Origin of the sequence: Roseobacter sp. GAI101 (genome assembly GCF_000156335.1) — a bacterium.
Lineage (GTDB): Bacteria > Pseudomonadota > Alphaproteobacteria > Rhodobacterales > Rhodobacteraceae > Sulfitobacter.
Window position 1 is genome coordinate 69,359 of record NZ_DS999213.1, and the last position, 12,906, is coordinate 82,264.

Annotated in this window: 13 protein-coding genes and 1 riboswitch; of the genes, 11 read left to right on the forward strand and 2 right to left on the reverse strand. The window is 61.6% G+C overall.

The genetic code is table 11. From position 1 onward, the window contains the following. Nucleotides 1-101: 101 nt before the first annotated feature. From RGAI101_RS00305 to RGAI101_RS00315, 3 genes are all read left to right on the forward strand, one after another. Nucleotides 102-1,118: a C4-dicarboxylate TRAP transporter substrate-binding protein gene (locus tag RGAI101_RS00305; RefSeq protein ID WP_008228891.1), complete on the forward strand. Its 1,017-nt coding sequence runs from the start codon at nucleotides 102-104 to the stop codon at nucleotides 1,116-1,118. A 96-nt stretch (nucleotides 1,119-1,214) separates the two neighbouring features. Further along, complete coding sequence (locus tag RGAI101_RS00310) at nucleotides 1,215-1,844, forward strand: TRAP transporter small permease subunit (RefSeq protein WP_037228810.1); 630 nt, start codon at nucleotides 1,215-1,217, stop codon at nucleotides 1,842-1,844. After that, nucleotides 1,844-3,244 (forward strand): TRAP transporter large permease, encoded by a 1,401-nt coding sequence (locus tag RGAI101_RS00315; RefSeq protein ID WP_008226552.1) that lies wholly within the window; start codon nucleotides 1,844-1,846, stop codon nucleotides 3,242-3,244. Before RGAI101_RS00310 ends, RGAI101_RS00315 begins: the two co-directional genes overlap by 1 nt. On the opposite strand, the gene RGAI101_RS00320 is transcribed toward RGAI101_RS00315, so the two are convergent. Then, nucleotides 3,230-4,342, reverse strand: coding sequence for an AI-2E family transporter (locus tag RGAI101_RS00320; RefSeq protein WP_254655220.1), 1,113 nt, complete (start codon nucleotides 4,340-4,342; stop codon nucleotides 3,230-3,232). The genes RGAI101_RS00315 and RGAI101_RS00320 overlap by 15 nt on opposite strands. A 133-nt stretch (nucleotides 4,343-4,475) precedes the next feature. Between RGAI101_RS00320 and RGAI101_RS00325 the strand changes: the two genes are divergently transcribed. The 8 genes from RGAI101_RS00325 (at nucleotide 4,476) to RGAI101_RS21150 (ending at nucleotide 12,278) form a co-directional block, all read left to right on the forward strand. Further along, the gene (locus RGAI101_RS00325; protein WP_008225570.1) at nucleotides 4,476-5,930 is read left to right on the forward strand and encodes an aldehyde dehydrogenase family protein; all 1,455 of its coding nucleotides are present in this window, start codon (nucleotides 4,476-4,478) and stop codon (nucleotides 5,928-5,930) included. A 65-nt stretch (nucleotides 5,931-5,995) separates the two neighbouring features. Continuing rightward, nucleotides 5,996-6,200, forward strand: a riboswitch (cobalamin riboswitch). Between the two features lie 132 nt (nucleotides 6,201-6,332). After that, nucleotides 6,333-8,198, forward strand: a complete 1,866-nt coding sequence (locus tag RGAI101_RS00330; protein WP_254655221.1) for a TonB-dependent receptor plug domain-containing protein — start codon at nucleotides 6,333-6,335, stop codon at nucleotides 8,196-8,198. 147 nt (nucleotides 8,199-8,345) lie between these two features. Then, a complete protein-coding gene (locus tag RGAI101_RS00335) occupies nucleotides 8,346-9,329 on the forward strand; it encodes a FecCD family ABC transporter permease (protein ID WP_008226691.1) in 984 nt (327 codons plus the stop codon). Further along, nucleotides 9,326-10,084, forward strand: coding sequence for an ABC transporter ATP-binding protein (locus RGAI101_RS00340; RefSeq protein ID WP_008226958.1), 759 nt, complete (start codon nucleotides 9,326-9,328; stop codon nucleotides 10,082-10,084). The genes RGAI101_RS00335 and RGAI101_RS00340 overlap by 4 nt, the downstream gene beginning before the upstream one ends. Next, nucleotides 10,081-10,665, forward strand: coding sequence for a MotA/TolQ/ExbB proton channel family protein (locus RGAI101_RS00345; RefSeq protein WP_008226736.1), 585 nt, complete (start codon nucleotides 10,081-10,083; stop codon nucleotides 10,663-10,665). Before RGAI101_RS00340 ends, RGAI101_RS00345 begins: the two co-directional genes overlap by 4 nt. Next, nucleotides 10,665-11,042 (forward strand): ExbD/TolR family protein, encoded by a 378-nt coding sequence (locus RGAI101_RS00350; RefSeq protein ID WP_008227536.1) that lies wholly within the window; start codon nucleotides 10,665-10,667, stop codon nucleotides 11,040-11,042. The genes RGAI101_RS00345 and RGAI101_RS00350 overlap by 1 nt, the downstream gene beginning before the upstream one ends. 4 nt (nucleotides 11,043-11,046) lie before the next feature. Beyond that, nucleotides 11,047-11,427 (forward strand): ExbD/TolR family protein, encoded by a 381-nt coding sequence (locus RGAI101_RS00355; protein WP_037226954.1) that lies wholly within the window; start codon nucleotides 11,047-11,049, stop codon nucleotides 11,425-11,427. Then, a complete protein-coding gene (locus RGAI101_RS21150) occupies nucleotides 11,424-12,278 on the forward strand; it encodes a TonB family protein (RefSeq protein WP_008228222.1) in 855 nt (284 codons plus the stop codon). The genes RGAI101_RS00355 and RGAI101_RS21150 overlap by 4 nt, the downstream gene beginning before the upstream one ends. Before the next feature lie 15 nt (nucleotides 12,279-12,293). Here RGAI101_RS21150 and RGAI101_RS00365 read toward each other — a convergent pair whose 3' ends face one another. Then, complete coding sequence (locus RGAI101_RS00365) at nucleotides 12,294-12,848, reverse strand: peptidoglycan-binding domain-containing protein (RefSeq protein WP_254655222.1); 555 nt, start codon at nucleotides 12,846-12,848, stop codon at nucleotides 12,294-12,296. Between the last annotated feature and the right edge of the window lie 58 nt (nucleotides 12,849-12,906).

Genomic DNA, 12,906 nt, shown 5'->3' on the forward strand with positions numbered 1-12,906 from the left:
GAATCTGCGCCCGGGGCGTGTCTTCGGGGTTGGCAGACCGGCCCGCCGCAGGTACTAATTCGACAAGCGGGCCCGCAATGTCCGCACCAAGGGAGAAACCAATGAACAAATTTTTGAACGGCGCAGCTGTCTGCGCCATCACTTTTGCATTCGCCTCACAGGCTGCTGCGACTGAATGGAACGCCTCTGTCTGGGGCAAGCGCCGCGCCTTTACCGAGCACGTCGAAAAGATCGCCGAGCTTGTTTCGGAGAAGACAAACGGCGAATTCACCATCAACGTCAGCTATGGCGGTCTGTCCAAGAACACCGAAAACCTTGACGGGATTTCCATCGGTGCCTTCGAGATGGCGCAGTTCTGTGCCGGCTACCACCGCGACAAGAACCGCGTGATCACCGTTCTGGAACTGCCGTTCCTCGGCGTCGAGAACCTTGAGCAGGAAGTCGCGGTTTCCCGCGCCGTTTATGCCCACCCCGCCGCCGCCGAAGAAATGGCGCAGTGGAATGCAAAGCTGCTGATGACGTCGCCCATGCCGCAGTACAACCTTGTGGGCACCGGCGATCCGCGCACCACTCTTGAAGATTTCAAGGGCATGCGTGTCCGCGCCACAGGCGGGATCGGCCAGGCATTCGAAGCGGTTGGCGGTGTGCCGACATCCGTGACCTCTGCCGAGGCATTCCAGGCGATGGAAGCCGGTGTTGTAGACACGGTAGCCTTTGCGCAGCACGCGCACCTGTCCTTTGGCACCATCAACGAAGCTGACTGGTGGACAGCCAACCTGAACCCTGGCACCGTGAACTGCCCGGTCGTGGTTAATCTCGACGCCTACGAAAGCCTGTCGGATGCAGAGCGTGAAGCGCTTGATTCCTCGGTTGACGAAGCGCTGGATTACTATCTGGAAAACTACGCCGAACTGCTGAAGCGGTGGGATGCGGTTCTGGAAGAAAAAGGCGTTGAGAAAGTCGAGATCGCCCCCGAGGTGATCGCCGAGTTCCGCGCCACGGCCGCCGATCCGATCCGCGACACATGGATCAAGGACATGGAAGCACAGGGCCTGCCAGGTCAGGAGCTTTATGATCTGGTCGTCAAGACATTGGCCGAAGCGAAAAGCGGCAGCTGATTGATAGGTGGGGCGCGTCATGCCCCCCGCATCTGATCACAAAGGGCTGTGCGGGTTTCGCGCAGCCCTTCACGCATAAAAAAAGGGGGTATGGCGATGGCAGGTTCCGCCGCGGTGCTGGAAGATTCCAGCCTACTGAGCAAACTCGACCGCATGTTACTGCCGCTGGAGCGTTTCGGCGCTCTTTTAAGCGGCCTTGCGGTTTTTTCATTGATGTTTCTGGCAGCCTATTCGGTGACGGCGCGTAAATTCTTCGGCAGTCCTCTGTTGGGCTATGTTGATTATATCGAAGCCGCGATGCCGATCATTGCGATCATGGGCGTGTCCTATGTGCAGCGCGACGGGTCGCATATTCGCATGGATATGTTGGTCAGCAAGCTTAGGGGCCGTGCTTTGTGGTTCTTCGAATTGGTGTCGGTGTTGTTGATGCTGGTATTGGTGATCGCGCTGACATCCGGTGCCTGGGACCATTTTGACCGCTCGTTCGATTGCACCCGGCCATGGTGTTCACGCGACAGTTCCATCGATATCAGCCTGCCGATCTGGCCCAGCAAACTGGTTGTGCCTGTGGCCTTCGGGATTTTGGCCCTGCGACTGTTGTTGCAGGTCTGGGGATACGGACGTGCGCTGGTTCTGGGGCTGGAAAATCCTGTTGCCGTACCGCTGACGTTGACGATTGAAGAGCAGGCAATGGCGGAAGCCAAGGCGCTGGAAGGGGCGGATTGATGGAATCTATTGAAATTGGCATCTATGTCTCACTCGGCATGCTTGTGCTTGTGGTGCTTGGCATGCGCGTGGCCTTTGCCGCGGCGCTTGCGGGCTATGTTGGCCTGATCTGGCTGCGCTGGAACGGGTTCGACTATGACCCGGCCCGCTTTTGGAAAGCGGTCGAGATCAGCACCAAGATTGCGGGCCTGACCCCTCACTCAAAGGTCAGCTCGCAAGTGCTGAGCCTCATTCCGGTGTTCATCCTGATCGGTTATCTTGCCTATTACGCCAAGCTTACAACGGCCCTGTTCGAAGCGTGCAAACGCTGGTTTGCCTGGGTGCCGGGCGGTCTGGCGGTCTCGACCGTGTTCGCCACCGCAGGCTTTGCGGCCGTATCGGGTGCATCTGTGGCCACGGCGGCGGTCTTTGCCCGCATCGCCATCCCCGAGATGCTGAAGATCGGTTATAACAAGCAATTCGCGGCGGGCGTCGTCGCTGCTGGCGGCACGCTTGCCTCGCTGATCCCGCCGTCGGCGATCTTGGTGATCTATGCCATTATCGTCGAACAGGATGTCGGCATGTTGCTGCTGGCAGGGTTCATTCCCGGCGTATTTTCCGCCGTCGTCTATGCCGCGTTGATCATCGGAATCGCGATGATCTGGAAGAACGTCGGCCCCCCCGTGAGCGGGTTCACCTGGAAGCAGCGCTTTGAAAGCCTGCCGCCAGCGCTGCCCATCGTGGCGGTGGTCGTGATCATCATCTTCTTCGTCTACAACCCCTTCGGCGACGCTTGGGGCACGCCGACGGAAGGCGGTGCCGTGGGCGCGTTCATCGTGTTCCTGATGGCGCTTTACCGCGGCATGCGGTGGGGCCAGATGAAGGACGCCCTGCTCGAGACAGCCAAGCTGACGGTGATGATCTTTTCGATCATCTGGGGTGTCTTGATCTATGTGCGGTTCCTCGGCTTTGCCGAACTGCCCGAGGCCTTTGCCGACTGGATCACATCGCTGCACATGGCACCGATCCTGATCCTGATCTGCATCCTGCTGGCCTATGCAGTCCTTGGCATGTTCATGGATGCCATCGGGATGTTGCTGCTGACGCTGCCGGTGGTCTACCCCGCCGTTATGGCGTTGAACGGCGGCGAACTGGTGTCGGCTGCGGATTCCGCCTTCGGCATGTCCGGTCCGATGTGTGCGATCTGGTTCGGCATCCTCGTGGTGAAAATGGCAGAGTTCTGCCTGATCACCCCGCCCATCGGCCTGAACTGCTTTGTCGTTGCCGGTGTGCGCGATGATCTGACCGTTCAGGACGTGTTTAAAGGTGTCACGCCGTTCTTTATGGCAGATGCGGTGACCATCGCGTTGCTGGTGGCATTCCCGTCGATCGTCTTGTGGCTTCCGTCACTCGCCGGCTGACGCGGTATTGGGCTCCGCCTGCGTATCATCGGGTTTGACCTGCTCTGCGGACAGGAAATTCCCGATGGTATGCAGCGGTTCAAAGTTTTCGCAGATGACTTTGAACACAACAAGAAACGGCACCGCGACCAACGCGCCCGCGATGCCCCAAAGCCAGCCCCAGAACACAACGGTCAGAAAAACCGCCACGGTGTTCATCTCAAGCCGCCGGCCCACCAGCCATGGCGTGATAATCTGGCCTTCAATCATGGTCAGCGCAAGGTATCCGAACGGTGCCAGTAGGGCGAAGCCAAGGCTGTCAAAGGTCACGACCGAAAACCCCCCGACCAGAAGCACGCCAACAAACCCGCCAATATAGGGCAGGAAATTCAGCATGAACGCCGCGATTCCCCAGATATAGGCGGACGGCAGACCCAACGCGGTAAGATACAGCCCGACAAGAATGCCGAGCACCAGATTGATCGACGCGATGGTCAGCAGATACCGGGATACGCGTTTCTCAACGTCATAGACTGTTTGCAACGCGCGCTTTTTGCCGGTGAGCGTCGGCATCGACTGCACAAGCTTGAGGTAAAACATCTGCCCCGAGGACAGCAGGAACAGCGCTAAAATCAACGTCACGGCAAGGGATGCGCCAGTGGTGCTGACCGTGTCCATAGCGGTGTCCATCAGGCCCGGCTGACGCACGATCACCTCTTGCGGCTTGAACCCTTCGCCGGTTCCGATCTTTTCAACCTCGGCGCTTGCGGACCGGATCGTTTCGACGGCTTCGCTGACACCGGACAGTTTTTGTTTGATCTCAAGGCCCATTTGCGGGATTTCATCGCTCCAGATCGCGACGGTGCCTGCGGACAGGATGACCACGGACAGGATACTGAAAGCGGTGGCCGAGATCAGCAGAAACCCTGAAACGGCATGCGGCACGCCAACCCGGTTCAACCCGCGTCCCACGGGGCTAAGCGTGAGGGCCAGCAGGAATCCCATCACGATCGGCAGTATCAGGTCCTTCGCGAAATAGGCCGTCACAAACAGCGAGATCAGAACCAGCATCTGCAAAGAGCGCCGGATGGAGTGGATGTGGTCCAAGGTATGTTCCAATGCAAAAGCTTTTAAGGGTAACGCGCAACCGCCCGAAAGGTTCACGCCCCTGTGACAGAGATTTCAAAACGCTCTCGCAGTGGCGCGCGATCTGTGATGATGTGTCCGCAAATCAGTATCGGAGACTTTTGCAATGACCCTCACCCCCCTTGGCCTTGATCCATCCCTTTGTTTTATCGGGGGGGCATGGGTCCCTTCGACAGCAGCGGCGCGGGTGCCGTTGGTCAACCCGTCGGACGGATCGGCCCTGTGCGAGATCGCTTGCGGATCGGCTGATGACATCGACCGCGCGGTGCGTGCCGCCGAAGCCGCCTTGCAAGGCGAATGGGGCCGCGCCACAGCCGCCGAACGCGGACGGGTGCTGGCCAAAATCGGTCAGGGCGTGCTGGCCAATGTCGAAGAACTGACCCGGCTTGAGGCGCTGGATGTGGGCAAGCCGCTAAAGCAGGCCCGCGCCGACGTGCTGGCACTGGCGCGCTACATGGAATTTTACGCCGGTGCCTGTGACAAGGTACATGGCGAAACGATTCCCTATCTGGATGGCTACACCGTCTATACGCTGCGCGAACCGCACGGGGTGACGGGGCACATCATTCCGTGGAATTACCCGATGCAAATCATCGGACGCTCGGTCGGGGCGGCGCTGGCGATGGGCAATGCCGCAGTCTTGAAACCCGCCGAAGAGGCGTGCTTGACCGCGCTTGCCTTTGCGGAAATCGCACGGGTGGCCGGTCTGCCCGATGGCGCGCTGAATGTCGTGCCGGGTTTGGGAATGGACGCGGGGGCCGCGTTGACGCGCCATCCGGGCGTGCATCACATTTCGTTCACCGGATCGGTCGGCGTGGGCAAGCTGATCCAGGAAACGACCGCGCGCAATGTGGTCCCTGTGACGCTTGAGCTGGGCGGCAAGTCGCCGCAACTGGTGTTTGACGACGCCGATATCGACGCAGCTCTGCCGTTCTTGGTTAATTCTGGAATACAGAACGCGGGTCAGACCTGCTCTGCCGCTTCGCGCATTCTGGTGCAGCGCGGCGTCTACGACCGTGTCGTGGCGGCGATGGGCGCGCGTTATGATGCGTTGCGCGTCGGGCCTGCGCTTGCGGACCTGGATGTGGGGCCGCTGATCTCGGCCCGGCAGAAATCCATCGTCGAAGGGTATCTTGCGAAGGGTGAAGGCCTGGAAGCCGTCGGGCGTGGTCAGATCATGGCGGATGCGCCTGCAGAGGGGGCCTATGTGGCACCAACGCTGTTTGCGGGCGTCGCCCCGGATCATGTGCTGGCCCAAGAGGAAATCTTTGGCCCCGTACAGGTCATCATTCCCTTCGACACCGAAGAAGAGGCAGTGCAGATCGCCAATGGTACCGCGTTTGGCCTTGTCGCGGCGGTCTGGTCGCAAAATGGCGCGCGCCAGATGCGGTTGGCGAAGCAGTTGCGCGCGGGGCAGGTGTTCCTGAACAACTACGGGGCAGGGGGCGGCGTTGAATTGCCTTTCGGGGGCACAGGCCTCTCAGGGCATGGCCGCGAAAAGGGGTTCGAGGCGCTCTACGGGTTTTCGACCCTCAAGACGGTGGCGGCCTTCCACGGGTGAATGCGCGCGCGGTTAAGTAATTAAGGAAGGATTAAGAAAACTCTTCACAATTGATTTAACCGGATGTAGCACGGTTGTACTTTGGTCCGGGCGGTGCGTCGTCTGGTTAAAAGGGAACGTGGTGCGGCAGAAGCCAATGCCACGACTGCCCCCGCAACTGTAAGCGGCGAGCGAAACCGGCATATGCCACTGTCATGAATGCCATGATGGGAAGGTCCGGTTTAGTGTCGACCCGCAAGTCAGGAGACCTGCCGAAGTGATCACCCTGCTCAGGACGCTAGGGGCGTTTGGGCTGCGGAATCTCCGCTGTGGTGGCTTCACCGTCTGCGGGGGACGTCCGTCCCTTTACTGACATCGCACGTCATTTGGCCGCTGATCGGTCAAATCCGAAGGGTTATCATGATGTTGAAGACATCCTTGCTTTCATCCGCCGCCGTTTTGGCATTTTCCACTACGATGGGCATTGCGCAGGAAACATTCGCGCTGGACGAAATCATCGTCTCGGGCGGGCTGTCGCCCATTGCTGCGCAAGAATACGGCCGGTCCGTTTCCGTCGTGACTGCACAGGAAATCCAGGATCGCGGCATTTCCACCGTGGTCGACGCCTTGCGCGCCTTGCCCGGTGTATCGGTCAGCAGTGCAGGCAGCGGCTTTGTGCAGGTGCGGATGCGCGGCGGCGAGGCGCGTCACACGCTGGTGCTGCTGGACGGCGTGCAGCTTGCGGGTGGCGAGGGGGAATATACCTTCAGCGGCCTTCAGACCACCAACATCGAACGCATCGAAGTGCTGCGCGGCCCGCAATCGGTGGTCTACGGATCGAACGCGACGACGGGTGTGATCAACATCATCACCCGCAAAGGCACCGTGGGCAAAACCTATGATGGCACGTTCGAAGTCGGCGGCGCGACCGCAGGCAGCGTGTTCCTGTCGCGCCGTGACGAACGCGGCGGCATTTCGCTGTCCCTGTCGCGCCGCAGCGACCCCAGCTTTGACCAATCCGGCGATGGCGGTGAACGTGACAAGCTCGACCGTCTGACGGCGGTCCTGAGCGGCGATTATCTGGTGACGGACACGCTAAAGCTGGGCTTCGTCCTGCGCCGATCGAAAGAGTATTTCGACTTTGACGCCACGAACTTCGCGGCCACGGATGCGGATTCCTATATCGTTGACGACACAACCTTGATGGGCCACAGCAAGGAAGTCATCGGCTCGGTTTTTGCGGAATATGCGATGCTCGAAGGGCGGCTTGTCCATCGTTTGGCCTACGAGCGGACCGAGAATAAGGCCAGACGCGATGGCGCGCCCCAGACCCAGACCGATGCGGATGTGGTGAAATACCGGCTTAGCTATGGTCTGGACGGCAACACCGTCGCCGAGGCCGACCATCTGCTGAACGTCATGCTGGAAACCCACGCCGACAGCAGCCCGATGACACCGCTTTACGAGCGGTCCTCTAAATCGGTGGCTGTTGAATACCGCGCGCGCCTGTCCGGCGGGCTAGATTTTCAGGCGGGTGTGCGTCATGACGACAATGACCTGTTCGAAGACGCGACGACATGGAACGTTGCCCTGTCCTATCTGGTCCCCAACACCGACATCCGCCTGCACAGCTCGATGGGGACGGGGGTGCTGAACCCGTCCTATTTTTCGCTTTATGCCAATGCGTTCGGCTATACGGGCAACCCCGATCTGGATCCCGAGCGCAACAAAAGCTTTGATATCGGTGCCGAATTTCCAGTTCTTCAAGGGCGCGGCACCGTTGATGTGACCTATTTCGACGAAACGCTTACCGACGAGATTTCGCCGGTATCCCTGGGGGGCGGGGCGTTCACCTATGGCAACCAAACAGGCGACAGCACGCGCAAAGGCGTTGAAATCGCAGGAAACCTTCAGGCGACGGACGCGGTAGCACTGCGGATGTCCTACACCTATCTGAATGCCAAGAACCCCGATGGCAGCGTCGAAATTCGCAGGCCCCGCCACGAACTCAGCCTTGGTGCCACGGTCGAAACCTTTGGGGGGCGCGGGCAGGTTGCCGTCGATCTGCGCCATGTGTCTGGCAACTATGACACGCAGTTTTTCGGCACCTATGAGACGGCCGAACTGCCCGCCTATACCACGGTCGACGTGGCCACGGAATACGAGGTGAACGATACCTACACCCTGACCGCGCGGGTCACCAATCTGTTCAAGGACGAAGCGGTGGATGTCTGGGGCTACGGCAGCCCGGACCGCGCAGCCTATGTTGGTTTCCGTGCGAATTTCTAGGGCGCGGTATATCCCTTGCCTTGCGGTGCGCACGTCTGATGCGCCCGCCTTTTCCGCGTTTCGGGGCGTCCCGCACGCGACGCGGAAACCTCTGGCGCTCGCTTATGCTTTCGTTCAGGTCGCAAATCGCGGTCAGGGACGGTTGGCATGATGCGTCTGGCGATCCTCCTCGGCAGTCTGGTGCTGGCGCTGTTCATGGGCACTTTGCTGATTGGCCCTGCCGATATCTCGCCTGTCCAAAGCCTGCATGCGCTGATCCTTGGCGAAGACGGCCCGATGACTTTGGTGATGCGCGAGATACGCCTGCCGCGCGCGATCTTGGGGCTGTTGATCGGGGCCTCTCTCGGGCTTGCAGGGGCGGCGATGCAGGGCTATCTGCGCAACCCGCTGGCCGATCCGGGGCTGATTGGCGTGTCAGGCTCTGCCGCGTTGGGGGCGGTGCTGTCGATCCAGACCGGGCTTGCGGCCGCCATTGCGTTGGCCTTGCCGATGATGGCGCTTGGTGGCGCGCTGATCGGCGTGCTTCTGGTGCTGTTGCTCGCCGGGCCGCGCGGCTCGTCGCTGACGCTGATCCTTGCGGGCATCGCGATATCTGCCTTCGCGGGCGCGCTGACGTCGCTGGTGCTGAACCTGTCGCCCAATCCCTATGCGGCAAGCGAGATTGTTTTCTGGATGATGGGATCACTGGCGGACCGGTCCATGGTGCATGTCTGGATCGCGCTGCCGTTGATCGTGGCGGGCGGGCTGCTGCTGGCAAGCCTGCCGCGCGGGCTGGATGCGCTGACGCTGGGCGAAGACGCGGCCGAAGCGATGGGCATCAATCTGACCCGGTTGCGCCTGTCGCTGGTGATTGGCACAGCCGCGGTGGTCGGTGCCTCGACCGCGGTAGCGGGGGCGATCGGTTTTGTCGGGTTGGTGGTGCCGCATTTGCTGCGGCCACTGGTCGGCGCGCGGCCCGGTGCACTGCTTTGGGCCTCGGCGCTTGGCGGGGCGGCGATGATCCTGGCATCTGATATTTTCGTGCGCGTGGTACTGCCCGAACGCGACCTCAAGCTGGGGGTGGTGACGGCATTGGTCGGCGCGCCGTTGTTCCTGCATCTGATCTACCGCACCCGGAGGGACGGGGTATGAACGTGCTGTCGTTGCAGGATTTCGGCGTGAAACGCGGCAGGCGGCAGATCCTGGGCGGGATCACGCTGGACATCGCCGCCGGAGAGGTCGTCGGCCTGATCGGTCCGAATGGTGCCGGCAAGACCACATTGATGCGCGCCGCCTTGGGGTTGATCCCGTCGCAGGGCCGCAGTTCGATCGCCGCCATGACGGCACGGGACAGGGGCCGTGCTGCCGCCTGGATGCCTCAATCCCGAGAGATCGCCTGGCCCGTCGACGTGGAAATACTGATCCGGCTGGGACGCACGCCGCATCTGGCGCGAGGGCAAAAGATGACCGCCACGGATCAGGCTGCGGTCGAACGTGCCATCGTCCGCATGGGACTTGAGCCGTTTCGCCACCGCACCACGACGCGATTATCCGGTGGGGAACAGGCGCGGGTTCTGATCGCGCGCAGCCTGGCGCAAGAGGCTCCTTTGCTGATGGCCGATGAACCCACCGCCGGGCTTGATCCGGCGCATCAGATCGCCACGATGCAAACCTTTGGACAGCTTGCCGCCGAGGGACGTTCGGTGCTGGTATCGCTCCATGATCTGGGGCTGGCGGCGCGTCATTGCACGCGGCTGGTGATCTTGCATGATGGTGGCATTGCAGCAGACGGTGCGCCGCGCGATGTGCTGACCCCCGACCTGATCCGTGCTGCCTTCGGCATTTCCGCTTACCTAAAAGAGACGCCGGAAGGGCTGATCTTTCAACCGCTCGAGGTCCTGACATGACACCCCAGATGCTTGCGTTTCTGAACACCGGCGGCCCTGCGCTTTGGGCGATTGCAGTGCTGTCCGTGCTGGTTCTGGCGATTGTGCTGTGGAAGCTTTGGCGGCTGATGTTGATTGGCGCATGGTCGCGCAGCGGGGCCGAAGCGTTGTTGGCGGGGCAAAGCGGTGCCCCAAAGGGCTTGCGTGCGCGCTTCGTCGCGGAGGTGTTCGCCGCGCGCCGCTTGCCCGACGCGCTGGCCCGCGAAGAGGTGATGCGCATCGCCGCCCGCGTGCTGTCCCAGTTGCGCAGTGGTTTGCGCCCGCTTGAGCTGATCGTCACCATCGCCCCGCTGATCGGTCTGCTGGGCACCGTTCTAGGTATGATCGAAGCGTTTCAGGCGTTGGAAACCACCGGCGGGCAGGCGGATCCGTCGGTACTGGCCGGCGGCATCTGGGAGGCACTCTTGACCACTGCCGCAGGCATGGGCGTCGCGATCCCCGCCGCCGTCGCCCTGAGCTGGTTCGAGGCGATTGCCGACACCGTTCAAGGCGACCTTGAAGACATCGCCACGCGCATCTTCACCCAAGGGCCACAAGGCTGATGTTCGCCTTTTCCGCACCAAGGCGCAGCCGCAAGCCCAGCCTGACGCCGATGATCGACGTGGTGTTCTTGCTTTTGGTGTTCTTCATGTTGGCCTCGCAGTTCGGTCAGGACGCTGCCGTGCGCCTGTCGGGCGCGGGCAACGGAACCGCCTATGCAGGCCCGCCGCGCCTGATCCAGGTTGCGCCGGAAACGCTGACCCTGAACGGGGGGGCCGTGACGCTTGACGCGCTGCCGCAGGCGTTGGAACCCTTGATGACCCAGCCCGGCGATACGATCATCTTGCGCGGGTCCGATGCGGCAAATCTCCAGCGCTTGCTGGATGTGGTGCAGGTGTTGCAAAAGGCCGGTTTCGACAGCCTTGTGGTGGTGGAGTGAACGAATGAGATTTGCAGCCCCCCGCCGCAGACAAGCGCCCGAATCCGTGGTCCCGATGATCAATGTCGTCTTTTTGCTGCTGATCTTTTTCATGATGTCCGCGACCATCATGCCCGCGCCGCCGTTTGATCTGACCTTGCCCCAAACGCAAAGCCAGGGCGACGTTACAGGCGACCTGACGCTGTATCTATCCGCCGACGGATCGGCGGCATTCGACGGTCTGCTAGGCGATGCCGCTTGGGAGGGGTTGGCCGCGCGCGCCACAGACGCGCCGCTGACGATCCGTGCGGATGCTGGCCTGGCCACAAGTGCGCTTGCGCAAACCCTTGCGCGGTTGGCGGAAATCGGGCAGGCAGAGGTCGAATTGGTGATCCGTAACCCATGAAACAGCTGTTTGAATTCTCGTTCTTTCTGGCAGGTGCGACCGCGCTGCACCTTTCCGTGGGCTATGTCGCGCCGTCGGGGCAAAGGGCGTCGGCGGGGGCAGGCGGTGATGCGGCCATCACCCTGGCCGCCGCGACGGCATCGATGCAGGACATGGTAACGGCGTGGGAACAGCCGGTGACAGCCGCCCAGACCGTAGCGCAACCTCAGCCGGTGCCCCAGATGGAGCCCACGGCGCTGCCGCTTGCGGCACCGTTGCCCGATCGTGCCATATCCCGACCTGCGGTGTTGGCCCCGCCATTGGTCAGTGAGGCCCCGGCGTTGCCAGAGGTCGACCGCAGCGTTGCCCCGCCGCCCCGGCCCGAGATCGCACAGACCCGCCCGAAACTGCGTCCGCCCGCCCCCGTGAAGACGGTAAATAAGGCCGAACCAGCCAAGCCCAAGGCCAAAGCGCCGCCGCCAACCAAGGCCACGAAAAACATCGCTCCGCAGAAAGCTGCCGGCGGCGGGGGCAAAGCGGCGCGCGGGAGGTCGGACAGCGGGGCCGCGACCAAAACCAAGCCCGGCAATGCCAAGCACCTCATGGCCCAATGGGGCGGTCAAATCCGCACCAGCGTAGAGCGCCGCAAACGATATCCGTCTGGCACCCGCGCACGCGGAACCGTGACGCTGGCGATTTCCGTACATACGCGCGGTGCGGTCATGAACGTGTCGCTGCGCAAATCCTCGGGCATCGCCCAGATTGACCAAGCGGCCATCGCCGCGGTGAAGTCTGCGCGGATTGCGACTGCGCCCAAGGGCCTTGCCCCGGGCGTGCACAGCTTCACGCTTCCTATGAAGTTCGCGCCGTAAGTCTTTGTTTCCAGGTCACTCTGCCGGTTTACGCTCTACCGCGATCAGGCCCAGGGACCTTGCGGTGGTCAAAGCCAGGACAGGGCTGTCCGGGCCACCTTCGGCAATCTGGTATTCCCGCATCGCCGCCCGCGTCGGGTCATCATAATGGCCGGAAATCTCGCCTTTATAAATACCTCTGGCCTCAAGCGCGCGCTGCAATGTGGCGACGAAGTCGGCATTTAGCCGGTCGGTGCAAGGGGTTTCGAACCAGTTGTCCTGCCGTTGGGTCACGATCTTCTGGCGCGTCTCGGTCCGGTAGATCGGCAAGGACTGGATTTCACCGGTTGAACTGATCTGCGCGGGCTGGACCTGCACCTGCTCGGTTACGGTTTCGATCACGGCGGGCGAAACGGTGCGGCCCCAGCACGATCCGGGGACGGCACCTGCAGGGCCCTGGGTCGTCGCCTCGCGCACGCCGGGTTCGGGGATCGCGTCACTTGTGGCGGGCAGATCGCAGCCCGAAAGGGCGAGGGCGCAAAGGCTGATGCACAGGTTGCGGATCATGTTTTGACGTAGAGGGTACTGCACGCGCTGCCTTTGACGGTTTGCCATTTTGCGCCACGCTATCCGGTTTTTTCTGTGGTGC